At 70.9% G+C, this 17976-nt stretch carries 18 protein-coding genes; 12 read left to right on the forward strand and 6 right to left on the reverse strand.

The annotated features are described in order from the left end of the window. Positions 1–85: 85 nt before the first annotated feature. A complete protein-coding gene (locus tag AB0M02_RS31635; protein WP_364233480.1) occupies positions 86–502 on the forward strand; it encodes a PRC-barrel domain-containing protein in 417 nt (138 codons plus the stop codon). Positions 503–508: 6 nt separating this feature from the next. Here AB0M02_RS31635 and AB0M02_RS31640 read toward each other — a convergent pair whose 3' ends face one another. After that, positions 509–1240: a TioE family transcriptional regulator gene (locus AB0M02_RS31640; RefSeq protein WP_364233481.1), complete on the reverse strand. Its 732-nt coding sequence runs from the start codon at positions 1238–1240 to the stop codon at positions 509–511. Between the two features lie 83 nt (positions 1241–1323). On the opposite strand from AB0M02_RS31640, the gene AB0M02_RS31645 reads away from it, so the two are divergent. Then, positions 1324–2886 carry a DUF6194 family protein gene (locus tag AB0M02_RS31645; protein WP_364233483.1) on the forward strand — a complete coding sequence of 521 codons (1563 nt, stop codon included), beginning with the start codon at positions 1324–1326 and terminating at the stop codon, positions 2884–2886. Positions 2887–3164: 278 nt separating this feature from the next. Here AB0M02_RS31645 and rox read toward each other — a convergent pair whose 3' ends face one another. After that, a complete protein-coding gene (gene rox / locus AB0M02_RS31650) occupies positions 3165–4589 on the reverse strand; it encodes a rifampin monooxygenase (RefSeq protein ID WP_364233485.1) in 1425 nt (474 codons plus the stop codon). Between the two features lie 254 nt (positions 4590–4843). Here rox and AB0M02_RS31655 point away from each other — a divergent pair, with 254 nt between their 5' ends. From AB0M02_RS31655 to AB0M02_RS31665, 3 genes are read left to right on the forward strand one after another with little or no spacing between them, the layout of a single operon-like run. After that, positions 4844–5428, forward strand: a complete 585-nt coding sequence (locus AB0M02_RS31655) for an isochorismatase family protein (RefSeq protein ID WP_364233487.1) — start codon at positions 4844–4846, stop codon at positions 5426–5428. A gap of 7 nt (positions 5429–5435) precedes the next feature. Next, entirely contained in the window at positions 5436–6326 is an 891-nt protein-coding gene (locus AB0M02_RS31660; RefSeq protein ID WP_364233489.1) for a DJ-1/PfpI family protein, read from the forward strand. After that, positions 6323–7000 (forward strand): HAD family hydrolase, encoded by a 678-nt coding sequence (locus AB0M02_RS31665; RefSeq protein WP_364233491.1) that lies wholly within the window; start codon positions 6323–6325, stop codon positions 6998–7000. The genes AB0M02_RS31660 and AB0M02_RS31665 overlap by 4 nt, the downstream gene beginning before the upstream one ends. Here the strand turns inward: AB0M02_RS31665 and AB0M02_RS31670 are convergent. Both AB0M02_RS31670 and AB0M02_RS31675 read right to left on the reverse strand, forming a co-directional pair. Next, the gene (locus tag AB0M02_RS31670) at positions 6991–7779 is read right to left on the reverse strand and encodes a pectate lyase (RefSeq protein ID WP_364233493.1); all 789 of its coding nucleotides are present in this window, start codon (positions 7777–7779) and stop codon (positions 6991–6993) included. The genes AB0M02_RS31665 and AB0M02_RS31670 overlap by 10 nt on opposite strands. 76 nt (positions 7780–7855) lie before the next feature. Continuing rightward, a complete protein-coding gene (locus AB0M02_RS31675; protein ID WP_364233689.1) occupies positions 7856–8452 on the reverse strand; it encodes a nucleotidyltransferase family protein in 597 nt (198 codons plus the stop codon). A gap of 1548 nt (positions 8453–10000) precedes the next feature. On the opposite strand from AB0M02_RS31675, the gene AB0M02_RS31680 reads away from it, so the two are divergent. Genes AB0M02_RS31680 through AB0M02_RS31700 form a run of 5 tightly spaced genes read left to right on the forward strand, consistent with a single transcriptional unit; the run spans position 10001 to position 14606 of the window. Then, a complete protein-coding gene (locus tag AB0M02_RS31680; protein ID WP_364233495.1) occupies positions 10001–10936 on the forward strand; it encodes a hypothetical protein in 936 nt (311 codons plus the stop codon). Continuing rightward, positions 10933–11352, forward strand: coding sequence for an ABA4-like family protein (locus tag AB0M02_RS31685; protein ID WP_364233497.1), 420 nt, complete (start codon positions 10933–10935; stop codon positions 11350–11352). Before AB0M02_RS31680 ends, AB0M02_RS31685 begins: the two co-directional genes overlap by 4 nt. A 10-nt stretch (positions 11353–11362) precedes the next feature. Further along, positions 11363–12529, forward strand: a complete 1167-nt coding sequence (locus AB0M02_RS31690) for a histidine kinase (protein WP_364233499.1) — start codon at positions 11363–11365, stop codon at positions 12527–12529. Further along, positions 12526–13152 carry a response regulator transcription factor gene (locus AB0M02_RS31695; protein ID WP_364233502.1) on the forward strand — a complete coding sequence of 209 codons (627 nt, stop codon included), beginning with the start codon at positions 12526–12528 and terminating at the stop codon, positions 13150–13152. The genes AB0M02_RS31690 and AB0M02_RS31695 overlap by 4 nt, the downstream gene beginning before the upstream one ends. A 47-nt stretch (positions 13153–13199) precedes the next feature. Further along, a complete protein-coding gene (locus tag AB0M02_RS31700; RefSeq protein WP_364233505.1) occupies positions 13200–14606 on the forward strand; it encodes a S8 family peptidase in 1407 nt (468 codons plus the stop codon). 4 nt (positions 14607–14610) lie between these two features. On the opposite strand, the gene AB0M02_RS31705 is transcribed toward AB0M02_RS31700, so the two are convergent. Together AB0M02_RS31705 and AB0M02_RS31710 are read right to left on the reverse strand one after the other, a co-directional pair. After that, positions 14611–15093, reverse strand: coding sequence for an NAD(P)H-dependent oxidoreductase (locus tag AB0M02_RS31705; RefSeq protein WP_364233507.1), 483 nt, complete (start codon positions 15091–15093; stop codon positions 14611–14613). A 124-nt stretch (positions 15094–15217) separates the two neighbouring features. Beyond that, a complete protein-coding gene (locus AB0M02_RS31710; RefSeq protein WP_364233509.1) occupies positions 15218–15718 on the reverse strand; it encodes a flavin reductase family protein in 501 nt (166 codons plus the stop codon). Positions 15719–15973: 255 nt separating this feature from the next. Here AB0M02_RS31710 and AB0M02_RS31715 point away from each other — a divergent pair, with 255 nt between their 5' ends. Next, a complete protein-coding gene (locus AB0M02_RS31715; protein WP_364233512.1) occupies positions 15974–16510 on the forward strand; it encodes a winged helix-turn-helix domain-containing protein in 537 nt (178 codons plus the stop codon). Between the two features lie 246 nt (positions 16511–16756). Further along, a complete protein-coding gene (locus AB0M02_RS31720) occupies positions 16757–17797 on the forward strand; it encodes a S1 family peptidase (RefSeq protein WP_364233515.1) in 1041 nt (346 codons plus the stop codon). Positions 17798–17976: the final 179 nt, after the last annotated feature.

A 17976-nucleotide genomic window follows, 5' to 3' on the forward strand; every position in this document is an offset into this window, starting at 1 on the left:
CTCGACACACGTTGGAGGTTAGGGGGCGGAGCGGGCGGGTACGGGTTGTACAGCGGCAAATCCGTCAATGGAGAAGGAGGCCGTGATGCAACCTACGCCGTTCACTCCGTGGTCGTGGCGTGACCCGTCGACGCTGGGTTCCACATATGACCCGGCGGACGTCGAGAGCGTCGAGGAAGGCACGAGGTCCGGCGTGGATCTGGTCGGATTCAAGGTCGAGGCGACCGATGGGCACATCGGCTCGATCGACCAGGCCAGTTACGACGTCGGTGGCGCGCACCTCGTGGTCGACACCGGACCGTGGATCTTCGGGCGGAAGGTTCTCCTGCCCGCCGGCACGGTGCAGACCGTCGACCACGCGGAGAAGAAGGTCTACGTGGATCGGACGAAGGAGCAGATCAAGAGCTCTCCGGAGTACGACAAGGAGACCTTCGAGACCGCGGCCTATCGCGAGGAAGTCGGGGACTACTACAGCGGTAGCTACCGCGACTACCCGCGCTGACCGTCATCATCCCGCCGCCCCGCCCGTAACCCCCACGGGCGGGGCGGCACTTGTCTCCAGGTACGACACGTAGTCGTCCAGGCGCGCGGAGCCGGTGAGCATGGCCCGGCCGCGAGCTGTCAGCCGCTCCCGCCAGCCGGCCAGCGAGTCCGCGAGCGCGGCCGGCCCGCCCGCCGCGCGGACCTGCGCCACCACCGTCGCGATGTGGTCCAGCCGGTAGCCGCCCCGCCGCAGCAGGTGGGCGAGCTCGGCGTCGCGGACGTCCTCCGGCGAGTAGAGCCGATACCGGGTCACGCGCTCGCGCGACGGCGCCAGGATTCCCGCTTTCTCCCATTTTCGCAGCGTGGCCGGGGTGACGGAGAGCCGGTGCGCGAGCGCGCCCACGGGAAGCGGACGGTCGGGAGGCGCCGGCGTCTCGGCGAGGTGTGTGGCCGCGGCCGCCACGCTCGCCAGGGTCTCCCGGTCGCGCTGGAGCTGGGCATGTGCGGCGTCCAGCGTGGACAGGACCGCTTCCACGTCGCCCCGCGCGGCAGCTCTCATGATCTCGCGCGCAGTGCGGTACCCGTACCCCCGAAAAAGCGTGACAAGCGCGCTCAGCGCGACCACATGGATGTCGGTGTAGACGCGGTAGCCGCTCGCGGTGCGCGTCGCCGGCGGGATCAGCCCGTCGCGCTCATAGTTGCGAACAGCCTGCGCGGACAGCCCGTGCCGCCGCGCCAGGTCCACCGGCCGATGCACCCCGTTTTGAGACTTCAGAACCGGCTCCCAGGGCAAAGTGCGAAGCAACCTTCAACAGGAGTTTCAACGATACGGTGAAGGTCATGGCTTTTGAATCCAAGCTGCGATCCCTCATCGAGACCCGGGCGCCGCGACTGCTGGCCCTGGGCGAGCCCACGCACCTGGAGCCCGCGTTCCCGCGCCTGCGCAACGAGATGTTCAAGTTTCTCGTGGCGCACGGCTTCCGGTCCATCGCGATCGAGTCGGACCGGATCGCCGGGTTGGCCGTGGACGACTACGTGCGTGGCCGGAGCGATTCCCTCGACCTGCCGTCCGGGATCACCCACGAGATGGGCTACCTGAGCGGCAACCGCGAGCTGGTCGAGTGGATGCGCGCGCACAACGAGAAGCTGCCGCCGGCCGAGCAGGTGAGTTTCCACGGCTTCGACGCGCCGGTGGAGATGATGAGCGCGGCCAGTCCGGGTCCCTGTTTGCGCTATGTGCGCGATTATCTGGGCACGGCGGCGCCCGATCTGGACCGGCTGGTCGGCGAGGATGCCACCTGGAGCGACACGCAGGCCATCATGGATGCGGCGCGATCTCCCGGGCGGTCACCCGAGGCTGCGGCGCTGCGCGCGCTTGCCGACGATCTCTTCATTCAGATGTACGCGGAAGCGCCGCTCCTGATCGACCGGACGTCGGCGGGCGCCTGGCACCGTGCCAAGGCGCACGCCATGGCGGCTCTCGGACTGCTGCGCTACCACGCGGTGGCCGGCACCCCGGCGCCGCAGGACGAGCGGATCTTCCGGATGCTAGCGACGCGCGACGCCCTGATGGCACAGAACGTGCTGGACATCCGCGAGCGGGAGCGCGACCGCGGCCCGACGTTGCTGTTCGCGCACAACCGGCACCTGCAGCGCCACCAGAGTCACTGGGAGCTCGCCGGCATGGATCTGCGCTGGTGCAGCGCCGGGTCGATCGTGGCGTCGGTGCTCGGGGACGGATACGTCTTCGTCGCCGGCAGCCTCGGCGCGGGCCCGGCGCTGGGACTGGAGAGCCCGTCGCCGGAGTCGTTCGAGGGGTCGCTGGGAGACGGGACCGGCTGGTTCGAGCCGTCACGGGCCGGTGGTGCCGAGCGGGTCACCGACGAGCCTCGGTACTTTCCGCTGGACACCGGGACGATCGAGCGGTGCGACGCGATCGTGCACGTCGGCGTGGGCGACGACCCGGTGGCGGAGACGGCGGCCCGCGTCTCGGAGCTGCCCGGGGTCACCGAGACGCGGATCGAGCCGGACTCCGGAATGCCGTCGTTCACCTGGGGCGACCGGTTCTTCTTCGCCGGTGAGGACCGCAAGCACCCGTTCGCAACGATCGTCAACTCTGACGTGCCGGACTTCGACTCGCGGTCGGACCTCAACCGGAAGTGGGTGTACCGGCTCAACATCGAGCTCGGGCGGGCGGAGTTCACGAAGCTTTTCGGGTACGGGCCGGAGGCGTTCGCCGAGCACCAGAGCGAGATCGACTTCACGGCTCAGGACCGGCTGTTCCCGCACCCGGCCTACGCCGTGCAGGGCTGGGCGAGCGTAGTGAACCCCGGCCCGATGACGGCGTCGGACGTGCGCCGCCTCCTCGAGCACGCCCGACGCCGCTCAGCCGCCCGCCACTAACCCCATTCCGTGTGGAGTTCGGCCCTCATACGCACCCGAACTCCACACGCGTGTCGCTTGCAGTTCGTTGTGTGTGGAGTTTGGCCGTCGTACGCACCCGAACTCCACACGCGGCTTGCAGTTCGTTGTGTGTGGAGTTCGGCCGTCGTACGCACCCGAACTCCACACGTCGCTTGCAGTTCGTTGTGTGTGGAGTTCGGCCGTCGTACGCACCCGAACTCCACACGCGGCTTGCAGTTCGTTGTGTGTGGAGTTCGGGTGTCGTGCGCACCCGAACTTCACACGCGGGGGGTGCCGAACCAGTGGGCGAGCTGATCATTCAGGTCGGGCTGGTTGTCGCCGAGCCAGGCGACGTGGCCGTCGGGGCGTAGCAGGACGGCCGGGGCGTCCAGCGCGGCGGACGGATCGGCGATGTGGTCGACGCGGTCCGACCAGGCGCCCGGGGTCAGGCGTTCGGTGCGGTCCAGCAGCAGACCTCGGCCACGACGCATCAGGTCGTAGAGGCGGCCCTGCTTCACCTCGATGTCGCGCAGGCGGCGGCCCAGCAGGGCGGGTCCGTCGCCGAAGTCGTACCGGATGCCGATCGCCGTGATCTTCTCGAGCAGAAGGCGGTTCACGTCGTCGAAGTCCATCAGCTCGGTCAGGAGCCTGCGTACGGCGCGCGGGCCCGGCCCGGTGGACAGCAGCTCCGTCTGGGCGCGGGCGTTGTCCAGCACCTCTTCCGCGACCGGGCGGCGCTCGGCCTCATAGGTGTCGAGCAGCGTCGCAGGCGCCCAGCCGCGGATCCGCGCGGCCAGCTTCCAGCCGAGGTTGAACGCGTCCTGGACGCCCAGGTTGAGGCCCTGCCCGCCGATCGGCGGATGGATGTGCGCCGCGTCGCCGGCCAGCAGCACGCGGCCCACGCGATAGCGGTCGGCCAGCCGGGTGGCGTCGCCGAAGCGGGACAGCCAGCGCGGGGAGTGCGCACCGAAGTCCGTTCCGGCGACAGCGCGCAACTGTTGCCGGAAGTCCTCGATGGTGGGCGGTTCCGCGCGATCGCTGACCCCCGCCGCCGGCACCACGACGCCGTAGAACCCGCCGCCCGCCGGCCGGAGCATGAACCGCCGGTCGGTCCGGCCGATCTCGGCCGCCCTGGCGGCGATCTCCTCGGGCGGCGTGTCGAGCGCCATCTCGCCCATCAGCGTCTCGTTCCGCGCCGGCTCGCCGGGAAAGCCGACGCCAAGCAGCTTGCGCACCGTGCTGCGCGAGCCGTCGCAGCCGACGAGAAAGCGCGAGCGCAGCCGTTCGCCGTCGGCCAGTTCGACGGTGACACCGTCGTCGTCCTGGTCGAGGCCGGTCACCGTACAGCCGTGGCGGACATGAGCACCTAGCTCGATCGCGTGGTCCTCGAGCAGGCCGACGATGACCGGCTGTGGGATGCCCAACAGGTACGCGTGGGCCGAGTCCAGGTCCGCGGGCGCCGGCTTGTCGATGGCGGCGAAGTAGGCGCCGGCCGGGCGCTTCCGCCCGCGTTCGAGGACGCGGTCCAGCAAGCCGCGCATCGCCATCAGCTCGATGGTGCGGATGTGCAGGCCGACGATGCGTACGGACGACGCGGGTTCGGTCTCCTTCTCCAGGACGAGGACCCGTACGTCGTGCAGCCGCAACTCGGCGGCGAGCATGGCACCGGCCGGACCGCAGCCGACAATGATCACGTCAAACATGGGTGTTGCCTTTCGGGAGGGCGGGGCGCTCCCGGCGACACCTACGTCAATCGCCCGGCCGTGACGGGAGAGGGAGCACCCACATCGATGCAGCGTTCATGGGGTCTCACCTCCTCGGGCGGTGTCACGTCTGACGCAAGGTACAGGCCGGCGATTCTCCCGTCCAGGCATTTCCCTACGGCGTGACCGGATCGGTCCGGTTGCGGGCGTGATGGTGCCTGTCCGCGCGAGCCGCCGGCCCCGAGGATCGGAGTATGACCAACGCCCTCGTCGTGATCGACGTCCAGGAATCGTTCCGTGCCCGGCCGCTCTGGCGGACGGTCAGCAACCCCGCGGTGGTGGAGAACGTGCGGCGGCTGGTGGAGGCCGCGCGCTCCGCCGGCGACCCGGTGATCTGGGTGCTCCACGCCGAGCCGGGCACCGGAGGCGTCTTCGATCCGGCGCTCGGATTCGTCCGGGTGGTGGACGAGCTGGAGGTGGCGCCGGGTGAGCCGGTGCTGACGAAGACCGTGCACAACGCGTTCACGACGACCGACCTGCAGCACCGGCTGACGGTTGCCGGGGTGCGGTCGCTGACGGTCTGCGGGCTGCGCACCGAGCAGTGCGTGGAGACGACCGCCCGGGTCGCGTCCGACCTGGGTTACGAGGTGACGTACGTCGTCGACGCCACCGCGACGTTCCCGATCCCGCACCGGGACGCACCCGAGGATCAGAGCGTGGAGGAGCTGCTGGCGGATCCGCGTACGCTGGCCGCCGAGGACGTGGTGGCCCGCACCGAATATGCGCTGGCCGGCCGATTCGCCACGATCCGGACCGTCGCGGAGCTCGTTGGGGTGTGACCGGATCGTGAGCCGGGTGGTGTTCGTGCTGACCCCGCAGGTGCACCTGCTCGACCTCGCGGGCCCGGCGCAGGTGTTCTCCACCGCGCCGGGCTACCACCTGGACTACGTGGCCGAGTCCTCGCCGGTGCCGACCTGGCAGGGGATCGCGCTGCAGGCGTCGCCGTCCTGGCCCGTCCTGGCCGTCGACGACCTGCTGGTGGTGCCCGGGTGGCGGGACGGGTACGGCTTCTTCGAACCGGCCACGATCGCCCGGATCGCCGCGCACCACGCGGCCGGCGGGACCGTGGCGAGCGTGTGTGCGGGCGCGGACGCGCTGGGCCGGGCCGGGCTGCTCGACGGGCGGCGCTGCACGACCCACCACGACCTGCAGGATCGGCTGGCCCGGCGCTATCCGCGCGCGGCCGTGGTGCGCGACGTGCTCTATGTCGCCGACGATCGGGTGGTGACGTCGGCCGGGATCGCCAGCGGCATCGACCTCGCGCTGCACCTGGTGTCGCTGCGGCACGGCCCGGCGGTGGCGGCGCGGGTGGCCCGCGAGATGGTGGTCTATGCCCGGCGCAACGGGGACTCGCGCCAGGAGAGCGCGATGCTGCGGCACCGTGGCCACCTCAGTGACGTGGTGCACCGGGTGCAGGACCGGATCGACGGGTCGTACGCCGAACCGCTGCGCCTGGCCGCGCTGGCCACCGAGGCGGGCGTCAGCGAGCGGACGCTGACCAGGCTGTTCACGGCGGCCACGGGACGCACGCCGCTGCAGTACCAGCAGTTGCTGCGTGTGGAGCGAGCCGACCACCTGATCGGGCACGGCTCCACCGTGGAGGCGGCGGCGCGGGCCGTCGGGTTCGGTGACGCGCGGATGTTGCGCCGGCTCCGGGCTCGTAGTGTGGCCGCATGATCTTGCGCGGGGTGCTCTTCGACCTGGACGGGACGCTGGGGGATCACGACAGTTCGGTGGCCGCCGCGCTGCGGTCCTGGCTGCCGGGTCTGGGTGTGCCGTTCGACGAGGGTGTCCACGCGCTCTGGGACGAGATCGCCGAGCGGCATCTGGCCGCGTGGCGCCGCCGGGAGATCTCGTTCGCGGAGCAGCGCCGCCGGCGCCTCGCCGACTTCCTGCCTTACTTCGGCATAAATCGTGAAATGTCCGAACTGGATGAGGTCTTCGACGGTTTCCGGGTCGCCTATCAATCCGAGTATCGAGCCTTCGAAGACGCGAAAGACGCCCTCGAAACAGTGGCGAAGGCGGGCCTGAGAGTAGCCGTCCTCACCAACGGCGACAACAGGCAGCAACGGGCGAAACTGGCCGGAATGGGCATGGCCGGGCTCGGCCTGGTCTGGACACCCGAGGAGTTAGGTGTGGCCAAGCCGAACCCGGCCGCCTTTCAACGGGCCTGTCAACGCTGGGGGATAACACCCGCCGAGGTGCTCAGCGTGGGCGACAGGCACGAATTCGACGTGCTGGCGGCGCGTGCCGCCGGCCTCCGAGCGGTCCACCTGGACCGTTCCGGAACCGGCCCGCACGACGAGCCGCACCGCATCACGTCACTGCGTGGTCTGGCCGCTTACTTGTAGGTCAGGTTCGCCGTCGTGAACTTGCAGAACGTCCCGTCCGGCCCGGTGCCCGTCTTGGTCGGCTCCTTGCCGGTGTTGTTGCCGGTGAACCGGTCGCAGATCGCGATCTTCTTCTTGCTGTCCCCGATGATCGTGATGCCGGAGAGGGTGGCGGTGTCGCCGTAGTTCGTGTTGATCCCGACGATGCTCTTGCCCGGCGCGGTGACGGTCACGTTCTTCACCACGACCGTCCGCTTGTACTGGGTCTTGCAGTTGCCGCACGAGCGGTACAGCTTGCCGAAGTCCTCGACCTGGAAGCCGCTGATCGTCAGCGTGCCGCCGCCGTTGTGCTGGAACACCTTGTCGGAGGCCGACTTCGCGCCGCCGCCCGAGACGGTGTACTTGGCGCTCGAACCGCCCTTGAACGTGGCCGCGTCCTCGCCCACGTTCTCCCACCACACGTTGGAGATCGTGCAGGAGCCGAGGCAGTGCACGCCGTCAGCGGCCGGCGAGCCGATGATCACGTTCTTGAGGGTGGCGCCGTCGGCCAGGACGAACAGCGGGTCCTGGCCCTCGTCCTGGGAGTCGCCGCCCAGGGCGCCGCTGCCGTAGTAGCGCTTGAGCCCACCGTCGAGCGTGCCCGAGACCGACTTGCTGGCGGTCAGCTTCACCGTGCCGGTGGCGGTGGGGAACGACGCCGCCGAGGCTCCCTGGGTGTAGACGACCGCGCCGAGGCCCAGTCCGAGTGCGGCGACCGTCACGACGCCGGCCCGCCACCGCTTCTTGAGGTTCTTGAACACGCCCAGCCTTCCTTCGCGTACGGGGAACGCTGGATGAGTGTTCGGCGGCCCCGGAAAGGTTGCCCGGCCGGGCGAATTAATTCGGGTGGTCGATGTCGGTGTCGTCGGCGACGTCACCGACCGGCACGACGGTGACGTCGTGCGTGCGGAGGTAATCGCGGGCACCCCGGTCGCCGGTGGCGCTCGCCGCGACTCCGGCCCAGTGCTCGCGCCCGAGCAGGACGGGGTGGCCGCGCCGGTCGCCGTAACCACCCATCACCAGGGCTCCGGGCGCGGCGTGCGCGGCGATCCGCCGGACCGCTTCGGCGGTGACGCCCGGCATGTCCACCAGCAGGATCACCACGGCGTCGGCGTTCAGGGCGGCCAGGCCGGCTTTCAGCGAGGACGCCATGCCGGTCGCCCAGTCCGGGTTGACGACGACGCCCGGCAGATCCGGGGCGGCCGCGACGACGTCGTCGGCGGCGGCGCCGAGGACGACCAGGACCGGGTCGCAACCGGCCTCCAGCAGGACGTCGGCCGCGTGCTCCACGAACAGCCGGCCGTGATGCCGGGCCAGGGCCTTGGGCATGCCGTAACGGCGCCCGGCGCCCGCCGCCAGCACCAGCCCGGCGACGGTCACCGGCCGGGGCGAGGGCGCCGGCGAGGGCGAGGGTGCCGGTTGGGGAGAGGGCATCAGCGGAGGATCAGGCCGCGGACGGCGGCCAGTGGGAGGGCGGTCCGGGGGTGGTAGGCGACCCGCCACAGCCCTCCGTGCGCCGCGGCCACCGCCTCGTCCTGCCAGGCGGCCGGGTGGGCCGAGCGTGGTTTGCGGATCTGGTGGACCATCAGCGCGGCCATCAGCTTGCTCGCCGTCGCCGGTTCGAAGATCTCCACGTCGAAGAGGTGGGCACCGGCATACGCGGCGGCCAGCAGGCGGTTCTGGAGCACCGAGCGGGTGCGGGTGGGCGGTGCGACCGCGAAGCTGACCACGCCGTCGCGGCGGGCCAGGGTGGCGCCAGCGGTGGATGCGCTTGGCCAGCGCGTAGTTCGGGCCCTGCTGGGGCACCAGGCTGTCGTTGACGCCCGGCACCTCGTCGCAGGGGTAGTTCGGGCGCAGCAGCCGGCCCGCGGAGAGCGCGCCGGTCATCCCGGCCAGGCGGGATCGGTCACGGTAGCGGTCCCGGGCCTGGGCGACGGCGTCGCCCGGAACGGCATAGACGTCGGTCGGGGTGGCGAGCACGGCAAGCGCCGTGTCAGGCCGCAAAAGCCGCAAATGTACGCCCAAAGCGTCCACTGCCGCAGCCAGGCGCGGATAGGCCGCCCCTGGGGCGTACCCGTAGTTGCCGAGGATCAGCCGCTGGTCGAAGCCTTGCAGCCACTGCGCCACCGCACCCAGGTCACGGAGCAGGTCCGCGCCGGGCGTGCCGTCACCGGCCACCGGCGCGAGCAGTCGTCCGGCACCGGCCGAGGCCACCCCGGAGACCCGCTCCCACAGGTCCGGCCGGGGCAGGTCGACGGCCAGCACCGTGCCGCCCCAGCCGAGCACCGCGCCGACCGGTCCCATCTCCGCGCCCGCGCCGAGCGCCACCAGGTGCTGGTCGCTGAGGTCGAGCCAGTCCGGGTTGGCCGCCACCTCGCGGACGGCCTCCGCGCACGACTCCTCCACGGATCCCGCCTCGATCCAGGCGTCGAGCCGCCGGTGCAGGGCGTCCCCGCGCAGCTGCTCGCCCCGGAACGGCAGGACGAGTTCCCGCTCGGCCGGCCCGGTCCCGGTCACCTCGACCGTCTCGAACGGCTGCTCCGGCGCCGCCAGCAGCGCCTGGGCCAGGGTGAACTCCCCGTCGTCGCGGGTGTAGCGCATCCGGGCCTGCACCGAGGCCAGCCCGGCCTCGGCGATCTCGTATCCGGCCGCGCCGTCGGCGGCGAGACCCGCCTCGACCAGGGCCTTGAAGTGGCGCAGGTAGCCGCGCCGCCAGTCGGTCTCCCGCTCGGCGGCCGCCGCGGCGGCCGGGTCCACGGAACGGAGGGCATCGGCGACGACGGCACGCCCGAACGCGCTGCTGCTGCGGCGTCCGGCGTCGTCGGCGGGGAAATCGGTCAGGCCGGGGGTGTGAGGCACGGCGTCAGTATCGCGCCCGGCCACCAGTCCTCCTACCAGGGGAGGAGAAGACCTCCGACGAGTGGCCGCGAGTACGGCCCCCGGTCGGGCGATCCGGGTGCCGCGCGGCGAGACGCTGCTGGCATGACCACCATCGATGTTCCGGCCGCGGGCAGTCTGCCCGCGCTGCGCAGCCCGGCACGCTGGAACCGGGCACTGATCCTGCTGACCGGGGCGGCCGCCGTGCTGGCGCTGATCGCCGCCGGTGGCATCCTGTTCGACGACCGGATCCTGACCGGCGTCCCGATCTGGCTCAAGCCGTTCAAGTTCGCCGTCTCGTTCGCCGTCTACGGCTGGACGCTCGCGTGGATGCTGGCGGTGCTGCCGCGCCGCAGCCGCCCCGCCGAGTGGGCCGGCGTCGTGATCTTCAGCGTCGCGGTGATCGAGCTGGCGATCATCGTGATCCAGGTGGTCCGGGGTACGACCAGCCACTACAACGTCAGTACGCCGCTGAACGCGACGCTGTGGTCGGCGATGGGCACCTCGATCATGGTGCTCTTCTTCGCGCACGTGGTGATCGCGGTGGCGGCGCTGCGACAGCGGATCCCGGACCGGGCGGCGTCCTGGGCGATCCGGCTGGGCCTGCTGATCGCGCTGCTCGGCATGGGCCTGGCCTTCCTGATGACGAGTCAGGGCGGCACCGAGGCGATGGTCGGCGCGCACTCGGTCGGCGTGCCGGACGGTGGGCCGGGCATGCCGCTGACCGGCTGGAGCACGACCGGCGGCGACCTGCGGATCGGTCACTTCGTCGGGCTGCACGCGCTGCAGGCGCTGCCGCTTCTGGCATTCGCGCTGCGTCGCTGGGGTGTGCGGCTCACCGAGCGCGCCCGGGCTGGTCTCATCGTCGTGGGCGGGAGTGCTTACGCCGTACTCGTGCTGCTTTTGACCTGGCAGGCGCTGCGTGCGCAACCGCTGCTGAAACCGGATGCCCTCACCCTGGCCGCGTTTTTCGGCCTGATGGCCGCTACGGCGGCGTCGGCCGCGCTGGTGATGCGCGCGGGCCGTAAGAAGGTGTCATGACCGAGACGCTGTTCGATCTGACCTTCCTGCTGGCCGTGCCGTTCTGGGCGCTGATGATCCTGCTGCCCAGGTGGTCCTGGACGCACCGGATCGTGTCGTCCCCGCTGATCGTGCTGCCGATCGTGGCGATCTACGCGGTGCTGGTGTTCTCCGACTTCGGCACGGTGATCTCGGCGGTCGCCTCGCCGACCCTGAGCGGTATCCGCGAGCTGCTGGGTTCCGCGGACGGCGCGGCGGCGGGCTGGGCCCACATGATCGCTTTCGACCTGTTCGTCGGCCGCTGGTCCTACCTGGACAGCCGGGAGCGCGGTGTGCCGGCCCTGGTGATGGCACCGATCCTGCTGCTGACGATCATGCTCGGCCCGCTCGGGCTCGCCGCCTACCTCGCGGTGCGCCCGCGCTGGCAGAAACCCTAGGCTGACCGTCATGCGCCCGGGCCGTCTGTTTGATCTGCGCAGCACCCTCATCCGGATGGTGCTGCTGGATCTCAGCGGCATCGCCTACCTACTCGTGATCAATCACAGCGAGCGCCCGCCGACCGGCCTGCAATGGGCGCTCGCTGTGCCGGCCTTCCTGTGCGCCCTGCTGCTGCACAACCGCCCGCCGGTGAACCTGCTGGCGCAGACCCTGCTGTTCGGCGCGGCGCTGACGAGCCTGGACGATCCCACGATCAACCAGGTGGGCACCGCCTGGGCGCTCGCGGAGATGGCGCTCTGGGCACCCCGCCGGCGTTACCTGTGGGGTTCGGTCGCCGGGGTATCCGCGGTCTATCTGATCTGCGAGTCGCCGTCGCTTTCCGGCCTGACCGAGGCGGTTGTCGGGCTGGTGATCAATCTCGGTCTGCCGGTGCTGATCGGGTTGGTCGTTCGCACCAACCAGCAGCTGGGCGTGGAGGCGCAGCACCGGCTGGTGGAGGAGCAGAAGCGCCGGGAGTCCGAGCACCGGGCCGCCCGCGCCGACGAGCGCGGCGCGATCGCCCGCGAGCTGCACGACGTGGTCGCCCATCACGTCGCGTCGATGGTGCTCCGGGTGGGTGTGGCCCAGCACGTGCTCCCCGGGCTCGATCCCAAGGTGGCCGACGTCTTCGACGACGTCCACCGGACGGGGACCGCGGCCTTGGCGGATCTGCGCCGGCTGGTTGCCGTGTTGAGAGACCCGGACAGGGTACGCGCGGACGCGTCCCTGACCGCGATCGAGCCCTCAGCGCTGCCCGCCGCGCTGGACGGTGCCGTGGAGACCGCCCGCCGGGCCGGGGTGATCGTGGAGGCCGAGATCGACCCGTCGGTCGGTGCGCTGGACGCGGTACGCGGGCTGGCGGTCCTGCGCCTGACCCAGGAGGCGCTCACCAACGTCGCCAAGCACGCCGGCGTCTCCGCGCGGGCGGTTCTGCGGGTCGAGGTGCGGGACGGCGACGTGGAGTGGGCTGTCGTCGACGACGGTGGCCTCGCCGGGCGCTCGGACACGCCACCGGGCGGCGGGCACGGCCTGACCGGCATGCGCGAGAGGGTGGAGGTGCTCGGCGGGACGCTCACCGCCGGGCCGGACGGGAAGGGCTGGCGCGTGAGCACAGTGCTGCCGGGGGAGACCGCGTGATCCGGGTCCTGCTCGTCGACGACCAGCAGCTGATCCGGGCCGGGCTGCGGATGCTCTGCGACGCCGAACCCGGGATGGAGGTGGTCGGCGAGGCGGGCGACGGGCGTGCCGCGATCGACCTCGCCGCCCGCCTGGTGCCCGACGTCGTCGTGATGGACCTGCGGATGCCCGGCGTCGACGGGATCACCGCGACCAGCCGGATCATCGCCGAGCGCCCGGCCGCCCGGGTGCTCGTGCTGACCACGTTCGGCGACGACGACCACCTCTACCCGGCGCTGCAGGCCGGTGCCTGTGGCTTCCTGCTCAAGGACGCCCCGCCGGCCGAGTTGCTGAACGGGATCCGGCAGGCCGCCTCCGGCGAGAGCCCGTTCAGCCAGGACGTCCTGCGGCGGCTGGTGCGCCGCGCGGTCGACGCCAAGCCGGACGCGCCGCGGCGGGTGGAGAACCTGACCGCCCGCGAGCAGGAGGTCCTCGACCTGGTCGGCGAGGGGCTCAGCAACACCGAGATCGCCGAGCGGATGCACATCGGCGTCACGACGGTGAAGACCCACATCACCGCGCTCATGACGAAGACCGCCAGCCCGAACCGGGTCCGGCTGGCGCTCCTGGCGCACCGATCCTGAGCTGCGGAATTCTTAACCGGCGAATCCGCCGACCGATCACGCGGGGCATGCGTAAGTGGACCCTCGGCCCCGTTCTCGCCGCGGCGGTGGCGGCCTCCGCCACCCTGACCGCGCCCGTCGCCGCCCACGCGGTGCCGGACGCCGGTTCCCCGACCGGCCGGTACATCGTCACCCTGAAGGAACGGAAGGCCGGCGTCTCCGCGCGCAGCCTCGGCGGCGGCCGTGTCCTGCGAACCTTCTCCCGGGTGCCCGGCTTCACCGCCGAGCTGACCGCCGCGCAGGCCTCCCGCCTCGCCGCCGACCCGGCCGTCCGCTACGTCGAGAAGGACCGTGTCGTCCGCCTCGCCGCGGTGCAGAAGAACCCGGCCTGGGGACTGGACCGGATCGACCAGCGCGCCCGGACGGCGTCGAAGTCGTACCTGCCGACCGCGGACGGCGACAACGTCCACGCTTACGTCATCGACACCGGCATCCGGGTCACGCACACCCAGTTCGGCGGGCGGGCCACGTACGGCTACGACTTCGTCGGTGACGACACCACGGCGGCGGACTGCAACGGGCACGGCACGCACGTGGCGGGCACGATCGGCGGGAGCACATACGGGGTGGCCAAGAAGGTGAAGCTGGTCGCCGTGCGGGTGCTGAACTGCGACGGCGAGGGCACTCTCTCCGACGTGATCGACGGCATCGACTGGGTCACCGCGCACGCCGTCAAACCGGCGGTGGCGAACATGAGCCTGGGTGGCGGTTACAGCCCGGCCATGGAGCAGGCGGTGCAGGAGGCCATCGACTCGGGCATCACGTTCGTGGCGGCGGCCGGCAACGAGAACACCAACGCCTCGCTCGGCAGCCCGGCCGGACTGCCTGCGGCCGTCACGGTGGCCGCGACCGACAGCAAGGACAAGCGGGCGGCGTTCTCGAACTACGGCAGCGTGGTCGACATCTTCGCGCCGGGTGTGGACATCGTGTCGTCGGTGTCGACGTCGGACACGGCTCGGGCGGCGTACAGCGGGACCTCGATGGCCGCGCCGCACGTGGCCGGAGCCGCCGCCCTGCTCCTGGACGCGGCGCCCGCCCTGACCCCGGCGCAGGTGCGCGAGAAGCTCGTCGGGTACTCGACGAAGGGCAAGGTCACGAGTCTGGCCGGTTCGCCGAACCGCCTGCTCTACATCGCGCCGCCGCCGAAGGCCCCGGGGATCAAGACGTCGCGGACGACCACGGTCACGGTCGGTACGCCGTACATCTTCAAGTTCAACCGGACCACGACCGGGCGCGGGTCGTGGCGGCTTGCGGGCGGCACCCTTCCGCCGGGCCTCAGCTTCTCGTCCACCGGGTACCTGCGCGGGACGGCCACGGAGGCCGGAACGTGGACGGTGACCGTACAGTTCAGCGACTTTGTGCCGCAGACGGCCACGCGTCAGGTCGTCATCCCGGTGGTGCCCGCCGAGGGCTGACCGTTCACCAATCGACGGCAGCCGCGTACTTCTGGGCGATCGCCGGCGTCTCGCTCAGGTCTGCCTCCACCACCGGCAGACCCGGGCGGACCGTGATCCCGCCCAGTTCGACCAGCAACTGCCGCAGCAGCGCCTCGGCCGCGGTCGCCTGAGGCGCCACACCGGCCGTGACCACCGGCACGGCGAGCTTGCCGGCCAGGGCGTTCGGGCCCAGCTGGTCCAGCAGCACCTTGAGGACACCGGTGTAGCTGCCCTTGTATGTCGGGGTGGCGACGACCAGGAGCTGGGCCTCGGTCAGCGCCGCGACCGCCTCCTTGGTGGGCTGGTCGCCGGGGGTGAGCAGCCCGGGGCCCAGCTCACCGACCTCGATCACGGTCGGCTCGGGTGAGCCGAGCCGACCGGCTATGGCCTGGCCGACCGCGATCGCCAGGGCCGAGGTTCGTGAACCGGCACGGGGGTTGCCGGATACCACCACGATTCCCGTCATGTCGTCTCGCCTCCTTCTCTGTCTCTGTTCTCGGGGGTTGCCGGTGTTTCCAGCCGGCTGTGTTCTCGGGTTGCGCTTGATCCGGCACTTCGTGCCGGATTTTTCAGCTTTTATAGGCTTTTGGTCAGGCGGCGCGGCGTAGGTGGGTGTAGGAGCCGTCGTGATAGACCAACGGCGTGGCGGCCAGGTCGTCGTGGATGGCGCCGGTCTCGGGTGCGGCCAGCACGATCGAGTGGTCGCCGGCCTCGACCCGGCGCACCACGCGGCAGACCAGGCGGGCCAGGACGCCGTTGAGCAGCGGCACGCCGCCCGGTCCCTGCTCCCAGTCGCCGTGCGCGGCGAAGCGGTCGATGCCGCTGGTCGAGAACGTGCGCGCGACGTGTTCCTGCTCCTCGGTGAGCACATGCACGGCGACGACGTCAGCGGTGGCGACGGCGGGCCAGGCCGAAGCGGTGTTGGCCAGGCAGAAGGAGACCAGCGGCGGCGACAGCGATACCGAGGTGAAGGAGGTCGCGGTGAAGCCTGCGGGCGGCGCACCGGGCGCGGTGATGACGACCACCGCTGCGGCGTGACGGCGCAGCAGGGTACGGAAGAGGTCGGCGTCCACGAGTGAGCTGACGGTCACGAGGTCCCCCTTGGCAGGCTTTCCGCATGTTGAGAACTGACGTAGTCCTGCGGCTTGTGTTGCATGCCTTCACCGTCCTACCTGGTTGCAGGGTGGTCAATGGCGTTCCCATATCCTAGTAAACCGATGGGGAATTGCCACCTGCGCGGTTATGGCGCCCGCCACTGCATCCGTCTAGCCTATCTAACAGATAGGAAATGTATCCTTGCTCTGCGTCCCCCGCAATCGGTGACGCGGACCACTGAAGGAGAAGCCATGTCAGCTCTCGCCGTCGCCCATCCACACGCCACGTACCCCCGGCCCGTCCGGTTGCGTCCCGTACCTGACCCGCGTCCGCCGGAAGCGGCCGAGGCTCCGGTGACCGTCACGATCAGCATCGCCGGTGGGGCCGGCGGCCGGGAGCGGGTGCTGGCCGCGCTGCGCGAGCTGGTCGACGCGGCCGGGCCGTCCGCTGCCGTCGAGTTCACGGGGGAGGCCGAGCCGCGGACCGAGGGCGAGATCCGGCTGGACCCGCGGGCCCGGACCGCGTTCCGGGGCGAGCGGCTGCTGGAGCTGAGCCGCCTCGAGTACGACCTGTTGCTGTTCCTGGCCCGCCACCCGCGTCAGGTGTTCAGCCGTGCGCAGCTGCTGACGCACGTGTGGGGCCACCGGCACACCACGAACCGGACCGTCGACGTTCATGTGAGCCGGTTGCGTACCAAGCTGGACGACCCCGAGCTCATCACCACTGTGTACGGGCTGGGCTACCGCCTCGCCGACGAGGCCCCGATTGTCGTGGTGGACCGTGGATAGTGCTTGTCGTACGGCCGGTGGTGCTCATTCGCGGCGCCGCCGGCCGCGTCAAGCGTTCATATCCAGTTCATCCCGAACGAGTAATACGCCTGAAGTATGCAATCCTCGTTCGCACAGCTCAGGCACAGGTTGATCTCCGATCGAAGATCGAGTCGGGTTCTTGCCAGGACATAGAAGCGTTTAAATACTGCGAGCACGGGTGCGCCGGATCGGCGTACCACCCCACCCGTCCCCCTGGGAGGAACCGTGCTCAACCCGAAGCTTCGCCGACCGATCGTCGGCCTGGCAGTCGGCATCCTTGTCGGCAGTGGCCTGGCCGCATCACCCGCCGCGGCTGCCCCGGTCGCGGGCGACCCTTCGTTCGCGCCGTCCGCCCTCGCCGCCTCGCTTGATTCCCGTCTCGGCGCCCGCGACGCCGGCTCCTATCTGGACTCGTCCGGCGCGCTCGTCGTCAACGTGACCGACGCCGCCACCGCCGCCGAGGTGTCCGCGGCCGGAGCGACCCCGCGCTACGTGGCCCGCAGCGGCGCCACCCTGGCCGCCGCCGACGAATCCCTCAAGGCGAGCCTCAAGACGCCCGGTACCGCCTTCGCCGTCGACCCGGTCAGCAACCAGGTCCTGGTCAGCGTCGACGAGACCGTGACCGGCGCCAAGCTCGCCGCGGTCAAGGCGACCGTCGCCAAGCTCGGCGACGCGGCCCGCATCGAGAACGTCCCCGGCAAGATGAGCGTCTTCATCTCCGGCGGCGACGCCATCTACTCCGGCGGCGGGCGCTGCTCGCTCGGCTTCAACGTCCGCAACAGCGCGGGCACCAACTACTTCCTGACCGCCGGCCACTGCACCCGAGGCTCCTCCAGCTGGAACAACGGCTCGGTCACCCTCGGCACCACCGCCGGCAGCAGCTTCCCTGGCAACGACTACGGCATCGTCCGCTACACCAACACCAGCATCACGAAGACCGGCGGCGTCGGCACCTCGGTCGACATCACCAACGCCGGCACCCCGGCCGTCGGCGCGACCGTCTACCGCCGAGGCTCCACCACCGGCACCCGCTCCGGCCGCGTCACCGCGCTGAACAGCACGGTCAACTACGCCGAGGGCTCGGTCTCCGGCCTCATCCGCACCACCGTCTGCGCCCAGCCGGGCGACAGCGGCGGCCCGCTCTACTCCGGCTCCACCGCCCACGGCCTGACCTCGGGCGGCAGCGGCAACTGCACCTCCGGCGGCACCACGTACTTCCAGCCGGTCACCGAAGCCCTGAGCGCCTACGGCGTTTCAGTCTTCTAAGGATCTCCGTCTTTCGCGATCTTGCGCTCGGCGGAAACCGCGTCCCACTCGTCGCGCTCTCCGAACAGAGCCGAGCGCAGTCCGCCCCCGGTCGCCGCGGCCGGGGGCGGACGTCTGCCCTGGGGTGCCGCGGCCTTGGGCGGATATCTGCCCTGGGGGCGGCATTGGGCGGACATCCG

The organism is Actinoplanes sp. NPDC051861, assembly GCF_040681145.1.
In the GTDB taxonomy this organism is placed as follows: domain Bacteria; phylum Actinomycetota; class Actinomycetes; order Mycobacteriales; family Micromonosporaceae; genus Actinoplanes.